Raw genomic sequence first — 15,858 nt, forward strand, 5'->3', positions numbered from 1 at the left:
TGGTTGAGGCGCGAGCGCAGCGCGCCCCCGGTGGTTGAGGCGCGAGCGCAGCGCGCCCCCGGTGGTTGAGGCGCGAGCGCAGCGCGCCCCCGGTGGTTGAGGCGCGAGCGCAGCGCGCCCGCGGTGGTTGAGGTGCGAGCGCAGCGAGCCTCGAAACCACCCCCGGCGTCAGCCCGACGCGGGCCTCCACCCCGTCAACAGACCCCGCACGTACGCCGCCTGGCCGACGTGCTGGGCGCAGTCGTTGGCCACGCTGACCAGCCGCACGCCGAGCGTCACCGGCGGGTCCCAACGCTCGTCGACGACCCGGCCGAGATCGGCGTCGGAGATCGTGCCCAGGTACGCCGCGCTGCGCCGGTAGGTCGCGTCGTGGTACTCGCGCAGCAGCTCCGCCGAGAACCCCCGGACCGCGGCGACCTGCTCGCTCGTGTGGCCGTAGCCGAGGTCGGCGGCATCGAGCGGCAGGCCGAACCGGCCGACGTACCCCTCGGCGCTCCACACCTGCTCGGACCCGGCGACCCCGGCCACGTGGTCGTCCTGGACGCGGGTCAGGTGCCAGACCAGCCAGCCGATCGGGTTGGCGCCGGTGCCGACCCGGGCGCTGAGGTGGGTCTCGTCGAGGCCGTCGAGGACGCCGGCGACATCCTCCGCGACCCTGCCGAGAGCGTCGACGAGCAGGGCCGCGGCGGGGGTCATGCGTGCGAGAGTACGTCGCTTCCGGCCTGGGCGGTACGTCGCGGGAGGAAGGCCAGCGCGACGGCCGCGGCGTACGCGGACACGGCGCAGACCGCCCACACGGTCAGGTAGCCCGCCAGCGGGGCGTGACCCTCACCGGCCGCGTCCAGCGAACCTGTCGCCGAGAGCGCGATCGCGAAGACGGCCGAGGCGATGGCGCCACCGACGGTCTTGATGCCGTTGGTCATGCCGGTGGCGAACCCGGTGCGCTCCGGCGGTGCCGCCGCGGCCGCCACCGCCGGCAGGGCCGCCACCAGGGCACCGGAGCCGACGCCGATCACCATCATGTTCACCAGCGCCTGGCCGGTGCTGCCGTGCAGGGGCAGCCACAGCGCGTAGCCGGTGCCGGCCAGCACCGCGGAGACCACCAGCGCGCCGCGCTCGCCGAACAGCCGGGAGGTGAGCGGCAGGCTGAACGCGCCGACGGCCATGAAGATGACGTAGACCCCGACCAACGTGGAGACGAAGGCAGCGCTGGCGCCGAGGCCGTAGCCGACCACGTCGGGATCGGTGCGGGCGAACGTGGAGAGCGGGATCTGGGCACCGAGCACCGACATGCCGAAGAGGAACGCACAGAGCTGGACCTGCCACTGCCCGCTCGACGCGAGGAGTCGGACGTCGACCAGGGGCTCCTCGATGGCGAGCTCGGCGCGCACGAAGACCACCATCGTCGCGGCGCCGGCGAGCAGCAGCAGCCACGGCAACGGCGAGCCGGGGCCCTGCAGGCGGACCGCGATCAGGCCGGCCATGACCAGCCCGAGGCCCGCGGTCAGCAGCGCGAGGCCGCGCAGGTCCATCGCCGCCAGGGAGGCGCGGCCGGCGGTGCCGGGCACGTCCTCGATGCCGAACCAGATCACCACGAAGCAGGCGGTGACCGCGATCGCGGGCAGCATCAGCAGCGTGGTCATCGAGACCGAGCCGACCAGCGCGCCGCTGGTGAGCGCACCGACGATCACCGAGAGCTGCAGGGCGCCGACCAGGATCGCCGCGGAACGCCGGGTCAGCTGGTGCTGGCGCGGGTTGCCGCTGGTACGCCGGTAGACGATCGCGACCTCGAGCGGCAACCAGACCACGTAGGCGCCCTGGAGGGCGACGCCGACCAGGAAGGTGGTGAAGCCGGGGGCGAACGCCATCACCCAGGAGCCGGCCGCGGTCGCGGCGGTGGCACACAGCAGCACGGCCTTGTGGCCGGCCAGGTCACCGAGCCGGGCCAGCGGCGGCACGGCGAGCGCCGAGACGATCAGCTGCGCGGCCTCGAACCAGTTGACGTCCGCGTCGCTGATCCCGAGGTGGTCGGCGATGTCGGAGAAGATCGGCGTGTAGTAGCCCTGCAGGATGCCGCTGGCGAACTCGACGAAGACGAGGAAGCCGACGATCGCGACCAGGCCGCGGGCCGGGGTCAGCGTGGGGGCGGGGAGGCTCATGCGGGGTCCGTTCCCTCGGGCAGCGAGACGATCAGCTGCCGGTACCAGTCGATGCCGTCCAGGAACGCCTGGACGCCGAGGTGCTCGTCGTAGGTGTGGATCGACTCGCGCTGGGCCTTGTCCATCCGGAACGGCGTGAACCTGTAGACCCGGTCGCAGATCGCGGTGAAGAAGCGGGCGTCGGTAGCGGCCATCATCACGTACGGCGCGGCCACCGCGTCGGGGAAGCGCTCCGTGATCGTCCGCTCGATCAGGGCGAACGCCTCGTCGTCGTACGGCGAGACGGGGCTGGGCTCGTTCGACTCGATGACGTCGACGCGGATGCTGTCGTCGTCGATCACGCCCTTGACGTGGGCGATCACGTCGGCGACCGAGTCGCCGACCATGATCCGGATGTTGACGCCGGCCTTCGCGGTGGAGGCGATCACGTTCAGGGCGGGGGAGCCGGAGAGGGTGGTGACGGCGAAGGTCGTCCGGGCCATCGAGGCGGCCTCGGGACCGGCGGCGAGCAGCGCGCGGGTGACCAACGGGCGCAGCCGCTCGGCGTCGAGGATCCGACGCAGCACCGGGCGCAGCGGGCGCCGGGCCGCGGGCGCCATCCGCCGGAAGAGCTCGAGGGTGACGTCGGGCAGCCGGGCCGGCATCGGCGCGGCGTCGAGCCGGGTGATGGCCCGGGCCAGCCGGACCGTCGGGCCGTTCTTGGCCGGCGTGGAGGCGTGGCCGCCGTCGCCGGTGGCGACCAGCTCCAGCGAGGTGACGCCCTTCTCGGTCACCCCGACCACGCCCACCGGCGCGGAGATCCCGGGGAACGCCTCGGCCGCGATCGCGCCGCCCTCGTCGAGCACGAACCACGGCCGCACGCCCCGGCGCTTCAGCTCCTCGACCGCGAGGATCGCCGCGGCGCCGGAGACCTCCTCGTTGCAGCCGAAGGAGAGCCAGACGTCCTGCGCGGGGACCACGTCGGCCCCGATGAGGGACTCGACGGCCTCGCAGATGGCGACCAGGGAGCCCTTGTCGTCCAGCGTGCCGCGACCCCAGACGGAGCCGTCGTGGATCTCGGCGGAGAACGGCGGGTGCGTCCAACGCGCCTCGTCGCCGACCGGCACCACGTCGAGGTGGGCCATCAGCACCACCGGTCGCGCCGCGGACTCACCGGGCCAGCGGAAGAGCAGGCCGTGGGTGTCGACACGGGTGAGCTCGAGGTGCTCGTGCAGGACCGGGAACTGCTCCAGCAGCGCGTCGACGAACGCGTCGAACGCGGCCGTGTCGACGTTCGCGGGATCGCGGTCGGAGACCGTCGGGATCCGGACGAGCGTCTGCAGCTTCTCCACGGCCCGGTCGCTGGGGGGGACGACGTGTGGGGGCATGGACGGCACTCTAGGCAGTGACCTCCATCACTTGATGCAGGACCCCGTCGTGCGGCGCTCGCGCCCCGATCGATGAGTCGCACTGTCGGCGCCGGTCCGTAGTGTCGAAGAGTCCGGATCACCCAGCAGCGGAGGCAACGAGCGATGACGACCATGATCCGCGCCCGCGGCTTGACCAAGCGGTACGGCGACGTGGAGGCGTTGCGCGGCCTCGACCTCGATGTCGACCAGGGCCGGGTGCTGGCCCTGCTCGGCCCCAACGGCGCAGGGAAGACCACGGCGGTGCGCTGCCTGACCACGCTGCTGGTGCCCGACGAGGGCGAGGCGGAGGTGGCCGGGTTCGACGTACGGCGGGAGCCGACCGCGGTGCGGGCGAACATCGGCCTGTCCGGGCAGTACGCCGCGGTCGACGAGCACCTGACCGGCTACGAGAACCTGGTGATGGTCGGCCGGCTCTACCACCTGGGCAAGGCCCGGGCCCAGGAGCGGGCGACCGAGCTGCTGGACCGGTTCGACCTCGCCGATGCCGCGCATCGGCCGTCCAAGACCTACTCCGGCGGCATGCGGCGGCGCCTGGACCTGGCGGGCGCACTGGTCGCCGAGCCACCCGTCCTGGTGCTCGACGAGCCGACCACCGGGTTGGACGTGCGCAGCCGCCAGCAGATGTGGGACGTGATCCGCGAGCTGGTCGCCGGGGGCGCGACCCTGCTGCTGACCACGCAGTACCTGGAGGAGGCCGACAAGCTGGCCGACGAGATCCTGGTGATCGACCACGGTCGCGAGATCGCCCGCGGCACCGCCGACGAGCTGAAGGCCCGCACCGGGGGCGAGCGGATCGAGGTGGTCCTCGCCGACAGCGAGGACCGCGACGCGGCGCGCGACGTGCTGGCCGCGGTGGCGGCGGGCGAGGTGGTGGTCGGGGAGAACGGTCGCGAGCTGACCGCCGCGGTCCGCGGCACCGGGACCGGCGATCTGCTGCGCGTGCTGCACGGCTTCGAGGAACGGACGGTGACCGTGCTCGACGTCGGACTGCGCCGCCCGACGATGGACGACGTGTTCCTCTCCCTGACCGGCCACGCGGCCGAGGCGACAGCGGGCAAGGACCGCGCGAGGACGGAGGTGTCCCGATGAGCGTCCAGCAGACGACCGACCGGCACCACACCGCCGGTCGAGCCACCCTCACCCAGGCCCTCGCAGACGGCTGGGTGGTGGCCCAGCGCAACCTGATCAAGATCAAGCGGGTGCCGGAGATCCTGGTCTTCGTCCTGATCAGCCCGATCATGTTCGTGCTGCTCTTCGCGTTCGTCTTCGGCGGCGCGATCGACCCCGGCGGCGCGGTCGACTACAAGGAGTGGCTGATCGCGGGCATCTTCGCCCAGACGGTCGTCTTCGGCGCCACCTTCACCGGCGCCGGGCTGGCCGAGGACATGCAGAAGGGGATCATCGACCGGTTCCGGTCGCTGCCGATGTCGCACTCGGCGGTGCTGGTCGGCCGGACCACCTCCGACGTGGTCTACAACGTGCTGTCGCTGATCATCATGGCCGTCACCGGACTGCTGGTCGGCTGGCGGATCCGCGAGGGTGCCGCCGACGCGCTGGCCGGCTTCGCGCTGCTGCTGCTCTTCGCCTACGCGATCAGCTGGGTGATGGCCTACGTCGGGCTGCTCGTGCCCAGCGTCGACGTCATCAACAACGCCTCCTTCATCGTGATCATGCCGTTGACGTTCGTCTCGAACGCGTTCGTGCCGACCGAGTCGTTCAGCGGGGTGCTGCAGACCCTGGTCGAGTGGAACCCGGTCTCCGCGCTGACGCAGGCCTCCCGGGAGCTGTTCGGCAACACCGGGGGGATGCCGCCGTCCGACGCCTGGCCGATGCAGCACCCCGAGGCGTACACGCTGGTCTGGGTGGTGCTGATCCTGGTGGTGTTCGTGCCGCTCTCGGTGCGGCAGTACCGGCGCACCACCGCCCGCTGAGCGCGGGGGCGACAGAGGTCCCAGCGCCGACGCGCGGGACGGGAGCCGAGTCGGCAGAGGCCTCCGCCGAACCTCGGCCGGCTCAGCGCGGCCCGGGTTCGCCCAGCCCCTGGTCGCGGGCCCGCTCGATCGCCTCCGCGCGGTCGACGGCGTGCAGCTTGCCCAGGATCGTCGAGACGTTGTTGCGGACCGTCTTCGGCGACAGGGACAGCCGGTGCGCGATCGCCTGGTTGCCCAGCCCCCGGGCGACCAGGTCGAGGACGTCGCGCTCCCGTTCGGTCAGCTGGGGAAACGGTCGCCCCCGGGCCGGGCCCTCGCCGGACAGGTGGGCCAGCATCCGCGCGGCGACCTGGGGTCCGAACACAGCCTCGCCGTTGGCCACCCCGACCACCGCCCGGATCACCTCTCCGCGGTCGGCGCCCTTCAGCAGGTAGCCGGCCGCGCCGGCTCGGACCGCGGCGTACACGGAGTCGTCGTCGGACTGCATCGTCAGCACCAGCACGGCACAGCCGGCCCGCGCCCGCACCAGCCGGGTCCCCTCGATGCCGTTGGTGCCGGGCATGTTGAGGTCCATCAGCACCACGTCGGGCCCTAGCTCGTCGACGGCCGCCAGCGCAGCGTGCACGTCGCCGGCCTCGCCCACCACCACTAACTCGTCGGTGCCGGAGAGCGCGGTCCGCAGCCCGTCGCGAAAGATCGGGTGGTCATCGACGATCAGCACACGAACGGACCGCGCGCCATCGGGAGCGGCCATCAGGTGCCCCCATCCACGGGCAGCCGGGCCGCGACCACGGTCCCGCCGCGGGGTCCTTCGCCGATCGTGACCTCGCCGCCCAGCTCGGTCGCTCGCTCCCGCATCGAGGCCGTGCCCACGCCCGCACCGACCGCGCCACCGAGGCCGACCCCGTCGTCGAGCACCTCGACCAACAACCATCCGTCCGTGAGCCGCATCCGCACCGTGCAGCGCCCCGCTCGTGCGTGCCGGACGACGTTCGTCACGGCCTCGGTCACGATCCGGTACGCCGCCACCTCCACCGCCGCGCTCGGCACGGCCAGATCCGGCGGGCAGTCGACATCGACGATCAGCCCGGCCGCGGTGAGGTCCTCGGCGTGCACCCTGACCACTCCGGCCAGGCCCAGGTCGTCAAGCGCCGGCGGCCGCAATCCGTCGACGACGCGGCGCACGTCCGCCACCGAGTCGGCGATCTCCGCCTTGACCTTCGCCAGCAGCGCGTCCACTTCGGGGTCCTCGCTGATCCACCGGTCGCGCAGAGCATCGACCTGGAGGCCCGCTGCTGCCAGGGTGGGGCCGATGCCGTCGTGCAGGTCACGGCGTACGCGCAGCCGCTCCTCCTCCCGTGCCCGGACGATCCGCTCCCGGGACTCCTGCAGGTCGCGGGCGAGGCGGGCGACCCGTACCTCACGGGCGACCTGGGTGGCCAGGTCACGCAGCAGGGCCAGCTCGTGCTCGGAGAAGACCGCCCGCCCGCTGCGCCCGCCGACCACGAGCACCCCCTCCTGACGGCCGTGGGCGACCAACGGCAGGGCGACCGCACCCGCCGGCGCGGCCGGCCCGGGCTCCAGGCGCAACTGGTCGAGCTCGACCCGGACGTAGGCGAGCCGCAACGCCCGCCCGATGGTGTCGGTCACCGCCGCCAGGAGCTCATCGAGCGCGGTGGTCCGCTCGAGTCGGGCGGCGAGGCCGGCGAGCACCGAGTAGGGCCGGTCCCGGTCGCCGTAGACGAGGCGGTCGACGCGGCGCTGCAGCCGCTCCTTGATGGGGCTGAGCGACACCGCGACCGCGGCGCTGGCCACCAGGGAGGCGCCGCGCGCCGCATCGTCGCCGAGGAAGCCGGTCGCCACGGCGACAGAGGCGACGTAGGTGGCGAGCACGAGCCCGGTGAGGACGGCGTACACGATGGTGTGGTCGACGACGGCCTCGACATCGAACAGGCCGACGCGCAGCACGCCGACGCCGACCGCCAGCGGGATCGCGACGACGACGACCGCCTCGGCGAGGGGGCCGACCGCGGGCAGTCCGGTGCCCACGGCCAGCACCGTGCCGAAGGTGGCGGCGAGCAGCAGCACGAGGGCGCCGAGCCCGAGCCACATCAGGCGGATGCGGTCCTCGCCGCGGGCCCGCCGCCAGGCCACCAGCAGGGTCGCGGCGGCGCCCAGCGTGACCAACAGCAGCAGGTCGCCGGCGAGGTCGCCGACCACCCGCGGCCAGGGCGCCCAGGCCGCCACAGCCAGCGGGCTCTCCCGACCCAGGTCGTCCTCGATCCTGCCGGTGGCCAGGGCGTAGCCGACCAGCATCAGCGGCGTCGCGACCACGCTGATCCGCAGCAGGGTCGCTCGCAGCGGGACGCCGGCCACGGGGAAGAGCAGCAGCCCGAACGTCGTCGCCAGCACGAACGCCGTGCCGAAGCTGAGGTTCTCCACCAGGCTGGCCCAGTCGGCCACCGCCTCGCGGCCGGTGCCGGCGGCGTGCTGGGCGACCAGGCCCCAGCCGGCGGCCGAGGTCTGGGCGACCCCGACGCCGAGCCACACCCAGCCGAGCGGCAGCCGAGGCCGGTGCCACGCGATCAGCGCCCCGACCACAGGGAAGGCCAGGAAGCTGAGCGCCCACACCAGGTCGGTGACCGAGGAGGCCTCCGTCCCGGCCCAGCGCCCGGCGGCGTACCCGACAAGCAGCAGCACGGCCAGCATCGCCGCGAGCGTCGCGACGACGGCGACCCTGGCGGCGCTGCGCCAGCCGGCTCCGCGCGGTCCGCTCATCGGCGCTCCTGGGTGGTGACGGGGGACTCACCGTAGCCATCGGAGCGTCCCGTCGGGGAGGGACAGATGTCCCGGCTCCGGCCGGGCGCGGGGGCGGGCACCCGCGGGGCGGGCGGCCCTGTTCGGCGGGACGCCGCCCGGCGGACGGTGGGGCGTCCCTTCCACCTCGCCCCAGGAGGCACGCGATGAGCACGACCGAGAAGCCCGGGTCAGCGACCGACCACCCGACGACAACGCAGGCCGTCCCGCCAGGCTCCCGTCCGCACCGCGTGGCGCTGGTCGCGGGCGTGGCCTGGCTGGTCTGCTTCCTCTTCAGCACCACCCCCGAGGCCCCCGACCGCACCACCGCCGGCGCCGGCGACATCCGCGCGTACGTCGATGCCGGTTCGACGACCCTGACGTTCAACGCCGTCGCGTCGGTGGTCGGGGTCGTCGCCCTGCTCGCCCTGCTCGGGGCGGTCAGCCGGATCCTCGAGCGCGCCCGGCCCGGGACGGTCGCCGCGCCGTTCGCGCTCGTCGCCGGCGGGTTCACCGCGCTCCAGCTGCTGCTCTTCACCGCTTTCTACGGCGTGTGGCTGTTCGTACCGGACGTCGACGACCTCCCCGACCGGACCATCACCACGCTGTACGACGCCACTCTCGTCGCCGACGCCCTGGGCTCGCTCGTCCTGGCCGTCACCTGCGCGATGGTCGGCACGGTGTCGTGGGTGGCGCTGCGGGCACGGGTCGTCCACCGTCCCGTGGCCTGGTTCGGGCTGGCCGTCTCGGCGGCGGCCATCGCCATGGTGGTCGGCACGGCGGTGGGTTCCGGCGCCGCGCAGGTCGCCTTCTACGTGGCGCTCTTCGGCTCCTACCTGTGGCCGGTCGCGATCGGGATCGACCTGGGCGTCAAGGGGCGAACCGCGGGTTCCTGACCCCCCGAGCCGCGAGTCGGCAGAGAGCATCTGCCGACTCGCGCTCACCCGTGCAGGGACGCCCCGAGGGTGAGGACGACGGGGGTGGGCGCGCAGCAGCCGCCGGCGCCCTCGGGCTCGTCGTAGAGGCCCGCACCGCCGCAGACGCCGGTGTCGGGCAGCGCCAGCTCCACGCGGGCGGCCGCCTCGTGGTCGCCGGCGAGCGCCGCGGCGACGCTGCGGACCTGCTCGTAGCCGGTCAGCGCCAGGAAGGTGGGCGCCCGGCCGTAGGACTTCATGCCGACCAGGTAGAGGTCGGGCTCGGGCTGGGCCAGGTCGGCGGCGCCGGTGGCCTGCACCGAGCCACAGGAGTGGATGTTCGGGTCGACCTCGGCCGCCACCCGGCGCGGGGCCTGCAGGGTCGGGTCGAGGTCCAGCCGCAGCTCGGAGAGGAACGACAGGTCGGGCCGGAAGCCGGTCAGCACCACGACCGTGTCGGCGGCGGGCAGCGCACGCCCGTCCTCGCCGACCAGCACGGCCCGATCCGCACCGCCGGCACCGGGCTCGCGGCGGATCTCGGCGGTGCGGAACCCGGTGACCAGCTCGACCGCACCCGACTCGACGGCAGCCTTGGCCCGCTGGCCCACCGCACCCCGCTCGGGGAGCTGGTCGGCGGCGCCGCCGCCGAAGGTGTCGGCGGTGACACCGCGGCGGATCGCCCAGGTGACGCGGGTGCCCGGGTGGTCGGCGGCGATCCGGACCAGCTCGTGGACGGCGTTGAACGCCGAGGCGCCGGCGCCGACCACGACGGTGTGCCGGCCGGCGTACCGCTCGGGGTGGGCGCGGTCGGGCACCTGGTAGGCGATCAGGTCGGCGGCGGCGCGCTCGCCGAGGGCGGGGATGCCGTCGGCGCCGGCGGGGCTGGGCCCGCGCCAGGTGCCGGAGGCATCGATGACGGCGCGCGCCTCGACCCGCTCCTCGCGGCCGTCTGCGCTGGTCAGGTGGACGGTGAACGGCTGCGCCGCGCGGTCGGCGTCGACCAGCCGGTCGCGGCCCTTGCGCCCGACGCCGACGACCCGCGCGTCGTACCGGACGCGGTCACCGAGCGCGGCGGCGAGCGGCGCCAGGTACCGCTCGATCCACTCCGCACCGGTCGGGTACCCCTCGGTCGGCGCCGACCAGCCGGTCGGCTCGAGGAACCGGGCCGAGGCCGCGTCGACCAGCTCGGGCCAGGCGGAGAAGAGCCGGACATGCCCCCACTCGGCGATCGCGGACGCCGGTCCGCTGCCGGACTCGAGCACCAGCGGCTCGAGGCCGCGCTCCAGCAGGTGCGCGGCAGCCGCCAGGCCCTGCGGGCCGGCGCCGATCACCACGACGGGCAGCTCGTCCATCACCACTCCTTACATCGACGGATATCGATATCAAGGATGCGGGAGACATAGACGACTGTCAATGTTCTGGGCGGCGCGATCGCCCTGCCATCTCCGGCCCAGGACGAATGTCCCGACTTTCCCGCGGGTTTCGGAACCCCTGGCCTGTCCCCGGTCGGGGGCGCCCGGTCGTCACTAGATTTCGTCGGTTCCCGCGGTCTCGAGCGCTTCGCCCGCGGTTCCCCACCTGTCGAGGAGAAACACCTTCATGAGTCACGTTCCACCCCCGGCCCGCGCCCTCGCGCGCCGCGCCCTGGCGGCCGTCGTCGCGCTCGCGGCCGCGCTCGCGACGCTCGTCATCGGCCTCGCCAGCCCGGCCTCCGCGGCCGGTGAGCGCATGTGGACGCTCACTGACGTCACCTTCGACGACGGGGGCACCATGACCGGCATCCTGATGATCGACAGCACCGGCACGCTGGTCGACTTCGACGTCGTCACCAGCGGCGGTGACACGGCCATCTTCGGCACCTCCACGACGTACGACCTCGGCAATTCCGAGGTGATTGCCTACCCGGGCATGCTGGCGATCCACCTGGACTACAGCCGCTACTTCTGGATCACGCCCAGCACCTCGCTCGTCGACGCGGCGCCGGACGCCGTCGTGCCGATCGAGATCGGCGACTCCAGCTACGAGTGCAACAACTGCACCGACGTCCGCTACATCACCAGCGGGTCCCTGCAGGAGACGTCGGCGATCACCCTTTCCGGCACGCCGGCCATCTCCGGCACCACCACCGTCGGGCAGACGCTCAGCGTCAACGCCGCCTCGCTGACCACCACCCCCGCGAGCGCCACGAAGACCTACCAGTGGCTGCGCGACGGCAACCCGATCGCGAGTGCCACCGGCACGACGTACCAGCCGGTGAACGCCGACGCCGGCCACACCATCAGCGTCCGGGTCGGCGCCACCCTCTACGGATACCCCGACGCCACCACGAAGACCTCGACCGGCGTCGGCCCGGTGGACGGCGGCACCATCACGCTGCCGAACCCCACCATCACCGGTACGCCGAAGGTCGGCGTCCCGCTGACCGCGAGCGTTACCGGGCTCGACCCGGCCGACGCCGCCGTCGCGTACTCCTGGGTCGGCGGCTCGCCGACGGCCAGCACCGGCGGCACCTACACCCCGACCGCCGCCGACCTCGGTGCGCCGCTGCGGGTCGACGCGAGCGCGACCCGCTCGTACTTCGACACCGCCTCGTCCAGCACGACGACCGCGGCGGTGCTGCCGGGCACGTTCAGCACCGGCCCGACCGCCTCGATCTCCGGCACGTTCAAGGTCGGCGAGACGCTGACCGCCGGCACCGGCACCACCGTCCCGGCCGCGGACTCCTTCGGCTACCAGTGGTACGCCGACGGCTCGCCGATCTCCGGCGCTGACCAGGCGACGTACACCCTCACCGCCGCCGAGCTGCACCAGGCGATCTCGGTCCGGGTCACCGCCCACCTCGCCGGGTACGCCGACGCGGTCGACACCACGACGCCCGCCGGCGACGTGGCCACGAACCTGGCACCGGACCTGGAGCTGAGCGTCGCGAAGTCCACGCTGCGTCGCGGCCAGTCCACGACGCTGACCTGGTCCTCCGCCGAGGCGACCAGCCTCACCGCCCGCGGCCGCTGGACCGGGGACCGTGCCACGAGCGGTACCGAGTCGGTCACCCCGACCGCCGTCGGGGTGAACACCTACGTCCTCACCGCGCGCAACGAGAACGGCGTCACCCGGGCCCAGGTCACCGTCGACCTCCGCCGCGAGGCCGAGGCGCTCACGGTCCGCGCCGGCAAGGGCCTGCGCCTGGCCGGTGACCGGATCACCATCCGCGCCCGCGGGCTCGACCCCCGCGAGGCCTTCACCGTCACCGTCGGTGACACCACCGTCGCGACCGGCAACGCCGGCCGCCACGGGAAGGTCCAGCGCACGGTGACCGTCCCGAGCGGTCTGGGCACCGGCAAGGCCCGGGTCGTCCTGACCGGCGCCGAGAGCGACCGCCGCGGCGTCACCACCGTCCGGGTCTTCACGGTGAAGGAGCTCCGCCTGCGCCTGGCAGACGACCGGGTCCGCGCCTCCGACGAGCAGACGGTGACGGTCACCGGCCTGGTCCCCGGCGAGCGTGTCGCCGTGACCTACCAGGACGAGCGGATCTCCCCGCAGGGGGCGCGCGCCGACGCCCGCGGCCGCTACACGGCGTCGTTCGGCGTGGACATCTGGTGGGGCACCAAGACCGTCCGCGCGGTCGGGCTGCGCTCCGGGGCCACCGCCTCGGGCAGCTTCGACGTGGTCCGACGCTGCCAGGTCGGGCGCGTCTGCCCGTAGTGACCGCGGCTCGTCCGCACCAGTGATCCGGCGAGGGCGTCGGGACCGATCGGTCCCGGCGCCCTCGCCGCGTTCCGGGGCGACCCGATCCCCGGACGTGCGCATCAACCGCCCGGAAGCACCCAGATCTCGTCTCCGTCGCCGGGCGCACCACCGAACGTCGGGCACCGGGCCCCCGGCACGACCTGGACGTCGAAGATCTCCTCGACCCCGTTGGCGAACTGCAGGGTCGCGATCGTGGTCCCCGTCGCGAGCTCGACCACGCCCACCCCGCACTTGAGCTCGTCGTGGTGCGCGGCGATCGGCGTTCCGCCGAAGACCGCCGTCTCCCGGATCTTGGAGAGACCGACGAAGGCCAGGCCCCGGTACAACGCCAGCCCCCGCGCGTAGCCGGGCACCGCCGCCACCTGGTCGCGCCGCCCGGTGGCGAGGTCGACCCGCTCGAGGCATCCCAGCCCCGAGTTGAGGACGAACAGTTGCCCGTCGTACCAGCGCGGCGAGTGGGGCATCGCCAGGCCCGCGGTGACGACCTCCCCGGACGCCACGTCGATCACCGCGCCGGTGTCGTTGCGCGAGCTCCGCCAGCCGCGCGGCTCGTCGGTGGGCGCCATCACGGTGACGTACGCCGGCGCGCCCGCACGCATCGCCAGGCCGTTGAGGTGGCAGCGGTCCTGGGCGGCGTACCCGGTGATGAACGGCGGGCGCCAGCGCGGGACGAAGCTGAAGCGCTCGTCCAGACCGGCCAGGCACGAGAACAGGGTGTTGACGATCCACAGGTCGGGGCGCCCCTCGCGGTCGATGCCCCAGGCGAGCTCGTGGCAGGCGATGCTGCCGGTGATCGCGGTCGAGCGCGGCACCCAGCAGCGGTCGTGGCGGCCCGCCGGGGCGATCGAGCCCGCGATGTCGGAGTGATCCTGGAGGAACCAGATCTGCCCCTTGCCGCCGACGGCGACCCGCTCCGCACCGACCGCCACCCCCATCGCCTGCTCGAAGCGGCGGAAGGCGAACTCGAGTCGCCCGTCCGCGACACCGACCGAGACCAGCTGGCCGGCCTGGTAGGTCGAGACCAGCAGCGAGCAGCCAGCCTCCTCCAGGACGCGGGGGAGCGACGGGCTGTGGTGGAAGCGGATCTCCGTCAGCCCGGACGGGTCACCCTCAGCCTCCGGCGCGCTCACCGCATCCGGAGGGTGAAGGAGCGCTTCTCGGTGCCGCCGATCCCGCTGCACGGCTCGTAGGCGAAGCGCGCCGTGACCGTGAGCTGCCCGGTCCGGCGGAGCAGGCGCAGGCCGAGACGTGTCGGACGGAGCGTGACCTCGACCTTGCCCGGGGCATCCAGCGTGGTGATCGACCGCCTCAGCCGCGGAGCCCGCTTCAGCGTGAGCCGGCCGGCACCCTCGACACGCACCCGCACGGTCAGCGTCCCCGCGTCGAGGTCGCGGGCGCGGACCCGGCCGATGGAGAAGGCGACGGTCGTGTTGATGTCCTTGACCAGCGCCGTGCCGGCCCCGGTCCCGTCCGAGTGCCAGAGTTCCCGGCCGTGCCGGCCGTCGTCGGCGGTGAAGTAGGCGGTCCCGCCGACGTCGGTCATGTAGGCCGGGCCGCCGTAGAAGCCGCCACGACCTTCCTTGACCAGCACGGTCCCCGCCTTCGTTCCGTCCGAGCGCCACAGCTGCCAGCCCTCGTCCATGGGCGGTGAGAGGTAGAGCATCCCGCCGATCGGCGCCGCATAGCCGTAGTAGTACTCCCCGTAGGACCAGTAGTCGAGGCCGGCGGCGATCAGAGCCGTGCCGCCCTCGGATCCGTCGGTGGCCCAGAGCCCGAAGTCGTCACCGAGCCCGCCGGTGAAGAAGATCGTGTCGTCCACGACGACGGGGTTGTCGGCGCCGGCGTACGAGTCAGGACTCGGGTCGACGTCGCTGACCAGCACCGTCCCGGCCCGGGTGCCGTCGGAGCGCCACAGCTCCCGCCCGTGCACCCCGTCATCGACGATGAAGAACAGCAGGTCGCCCATGGCGATCAGGGCCTCGGGACCGTAGCGCGATCGGCCGGGCTTGATGTTCCTGACCAGCGCCGTCCCCGCCGCCGTGCCGTCGGAGCGCCACAGCTCCCGCCCGTGCACCCCGTCGTCGGCGGTGAAGAAGACGGTGTCACCGACCGCGGTCAGGTCCCACGGCCCGTACTTCCGGCGGCCCTCCTCGATGTCCGCGACCAGCACCGTCCCGGCCCGGGTGCCGTCCGTCCGCCACAGCTCCCGGCCGTGCACCCCGTCGTCGGCCGTGAAGAACAGCTGGTCGCCCACAGCGGTCAGACCCTCCGGGCCGTAGGGGTCGCCCCCGCGCGGCGTCCCGCCGGGGACGCCGATGTCCTTGACCAGCACGGTGCCCGCCTCGGTGCCGTCGGTGCGCCACAGCTCCTCGCCGTGCGCGCGGTCGGTTGCCACGAAGTACACCGTGTCGCCGACGACCGTCAGCTGGGACGGGCCCGAACCGCGCCGGCCCGTGAAGATGTCCTTGACCAGGTCCTTCCCTGCTCGGGTGCCGTCGGAGCGCCACAGCTCCGCGCCCGAGCCCCGGCCCCTGGCGTTCATCAGCAGCGTCGAGTCGAGGGCGACGATGTCACTCGGACCACCGGGCCCGATCCTGACCGTGCCCTCCTCCGTCCCGTCCGAGCGCCACAGCCGCCACCGGTACCCGACCTCGGCGGCGCTGAAGAAGACCTGCCCGTCCATCGCGGTCAGGTAGCTCGGTGAGCTCCTGGCGGTGCGCACGGGTCCGTCGCAGACCGCGCGCGCCGCACCCCGCTGCTCACCCGCGCTGGGCTCCGCGACCGCGGACCCCGCATCGCTCGGCGCCCCGTCGACCGGCACCGCCGCGCCGGTGGCGGCCACGACCGCCGCGGCGGTCCCCGTCAGGGCAATCCGTCCCGCCGTACGACGCGGGCGACTCAT

Annotated in this window: 12 protein-coding genes; 4 read left to right on the forward strand and 8 right to left on the reverse strand. The window is 73.5% G+C overall.

The features are described from left to right. Positions 1–168: 168 nt before the first annotated feature. Genes E8D34_RS00070 through E8D34_RS00080 form a run of 3 tightly spaced genes read right to left on the reverse strand, consistent with a single transcriptional unit; the run spans position 169 to position 3,526 of the window. Positions 169–696: a DUF664 domain-containing protein gene (locus tag E8D34_RS00070; protein ID WP_136592556.1), complete on the reverse strand. Its 528-nt coding sequence runs from the start codon at positions 694–696 to the stop codon at positions 169–171. Further along, entirely contained in the window at positions 693–2,159 is a 1,467-nt protein-coding gene (locus E8D34_RS00075) for an MFS transporter (RefSeq protein ID WP_136592557.1), read from the reverse strand. Before E8D34_RS00075 ends, E8D34_RS00070 begins: the two co-directional genes overlap by 4 nt. Next, entirely contained in the window at positions 2,156–3,526 is a 1,371-nt protein-coding gene (locus tag E8D34_RS00080; RefSeq protein WP_136592558.1) for a M20/M25/M40 family metallo-hydrolase, read from the reverse strand. Before E8D34_RS00080 ends, E8D34_RS00075 begins: the two co-directional genes overlap by 4 nt. Positions 3,527–3,670: 144 nt before the next feature. On the opposite strand from E8D34_RS00080, the gene E8D34_RS00085 reads away from it, so the two are divergent. Then, positions 3,671–4,657 (forward strand): ATP-binding cassette domain-containing protein, encoded by a 987-nt coding sequence (locus tag E8D34_RS00085; protein ID WP_136592559.1) that lies wholly within the window; start codon positions 3,671–3,673, stop codon positions 4,655–4,657. Next, positions 4,654–5,499, forward strand: coding sequence for an ABC transporter permease (locus E8D34_RS00090; RefSeq protein WP_136592560.1), 846 nt, complete (start codon positions 4,654–4,656; stop codon positions 5,497–5,499). The genes E8D34_RS00085 and E8D34_RS00090 overlap by 4 nt, the downstream gene beginning before the upstream one ends. A gap of 82 nt (positions 5,500–5,581) precedes the next feature. Here the strand turns inward: E8D34_RS00090 and E8D34_RS00095 are convergent, their stop codons facing one another. Together E8D34_RS00095 and E8D34_RS00100 are read right to left on the reverse strand one after the other, a co-directional pair. Continuing rightward, positions 5,582–6,253 carry a response regulator transcription factor gene (locus E8D34_RS00095; protein ID WP_136592561.1) on the reverse strand — a complete coding sequence of 224 codons (672 nt, stop codon included), beginning with the start codon at positions 6,251–6,253 and terminating at the stop codon, positions 5,582–5,584. Continuing rightward, positions 6,253–8,277 (reverse strand): histidine kinase, encoded by a 2,025-nt coding sequence (locus tag E8D34_RS00100; RefSeq protein WP_136592562.1) that lies wholly within the window; start codon positions 8,275–8,277, stop codon positions 6,253–6,255. Before E8D34_RS00100 ends, E8D34_RS00095 begins: the two co-directional genes overlap by 1 nt. 185 nt (positions 8,278–8,462) lie before the next feature. Here E8D34_RS00100 and E8D34_RS00105 point away from each other — a divergent pair, with 185 nt between their 5' ends. Next, positions 8,463–9,191 (forward strand): hypothetical protein, encoded by a 729-nt coding sequence (locus E8D34_RS00105; RefSeq protein ID WP_136592563.1) that lies wholly within the window; start codon positions 8,463–8,465, stop codon positions 9,189–9,191. A gap of 44 nt (positions 9,192–9,235) precedes the next feature. On the opposite strand, the gene E8D34_RS00110 is transcribed toward E8D34_RS00105, so the two are convergent. Further along, the gene (locus E8D34_RS00110) at positions 9,236–10,561 is read right to left on the reverse strand and encodes an NAD(P)-binding domain-containing protein (RefSeq protein ID WP_136592564.1); all 1,326 of its coding nucleotides are present in this window, start codon (positions 10,559–10,561) and stop codon (positions 9,236–9,238) included. A gap of 247 nt (positions 10,562–10,808) precedes the next feature. Here E8D34_RS00110 and E8D34_RS00115 point away from each other — a divergent pair, with 247 nt between their 5' ends. Next, positions 10,809–12,911 carry a hypothetical protein gene (locus tag E8D34_RS00115; protein ID WP_136592565.1) on the forward strand — a complete coding sequence of 701 codons (2,103 nt, stop codon included), beginning with the start codon at positions 10,809–10,811 and terminating at the stop codon, positions 12,909–12,911. Positions 12,912–13,015: 104 nt separating this feature from the next. On the opposite strand, the gene E8D34_RS00120 is transcribed toward E8D34_RS00115, so the two are convergent. Continuing rightward, a complete protein-coding gene (locus E8D34_RS00120; RefSeq protein WP_240770993.1) occupies positions 13,016–14,086 on the reverse strand; it encodes a TIGR03032 family protein in 1,071 nt (356 codons plus the stop codon). Next, positions 14,083–15,858 carry an ELWxxDGT repeat protein gene (locus E8D34_RS00125; RefSeq protein ID WP_136592566.1) on the reverse strand — a complete coding sequence of 592 codons (1,776 nt, stop codon included), beginning with the start codon at positions 15,856–15,858 and terminating at the stop codon, positions 14,083–14,085. The genes E8D34_RS00120 and E8D34_RS00125 overlap by 4 nt, the downstream gene beginning before the upstream one ends.

Source organism: Nocardioides sp. GY 10113, from assembly GCF_004919105.1.
Lineage (GTDB): Bacteria > Actinomycetota > Actinomycetes > Propionibacteriales > Nocardioidaceae > Nocardioides.

Bases quoted from the DNA above. Each gene is read 5' to 3' on its own strand.
- E8D34_RS00070 (WP_136592556.1), bottom strand. From the start codon at position 696: ATGACCCCCGCCGCGGCCCTGCTCGTCGACGCTCTCGGCAGGGTCGCG.
- E8D34_RS00075 (WP_136592557.1), bottom strand. From the start codon at position 2,159: ATGAGCCTCCCCGCCCCCACGCTGACCCCGGCCCGCGGCCTGGTCGCG.
- E8D34_RS00080 (WP_136592558.1), bottom strand. From the start codon at position 3,526: ATGCCCCCACACGTCGTCCCCCCCAGCGACCGGGCCGTGGAGAAGCTG.
- E8D34_RS00085 (WP_136592559.1), top strand. From the start codon at position 3,671: ATGACGACCATGATCCGCGCCCGCGGCTTGACCAAGCGGTACGGCGAC.
- E8D34_RS00090 (WP_136592560.1), top strand. From the start codon at position 4,654: ATGAGCGTCCAGCAGACGACCGACCGGCACCACACCGCCGGTCGAGCC.
- E8D34_RS00095 (WP_136592561.1), bottom strand. From the start codon at position 6,253: ATGGCCGCTCCCGATGGCGCGCGGTCCGTTCGTGTGCTGATCGTCGAT.
- E8D34_RS00100 (WP_136592562.1), bottom strand. From the start codon at position 8,277: ATGAGCGGACCGCGCGGAGCCGGCTGGCGCAGCGCCGCCAGGGTCGCC.
- E8D34_RS00105 (WP_136592563.1), top strand. From the start codon at position 8,463: ATGAGCACGACCGAGAAGCCCGGGTCAGCGACCGACCACCCGACGACA.
- E8D34_RS00110 (WP_136592564.1), bottom strand. From the start codon at position 10,561: ATGGACGAGCTGCCCGTCGTGGTGATCGGCGCCGGCCCGCAGGGCCTG.
- E8D34_RS00115 (WP_136592565.1), top strand. From the start codon at position 10,809: ATGAGTCACGTTCCACCCCCGGCCCGCGCCCTCGCGCGCCGCGCCCTG.
- E8D34_RS00125 (WP_136592566.1), bottom strand. From the start codon at position 15,858: ATGAGTCGCCCGCGTCGTACGGCGGGACGGATTGCCCTGACGGGGACC.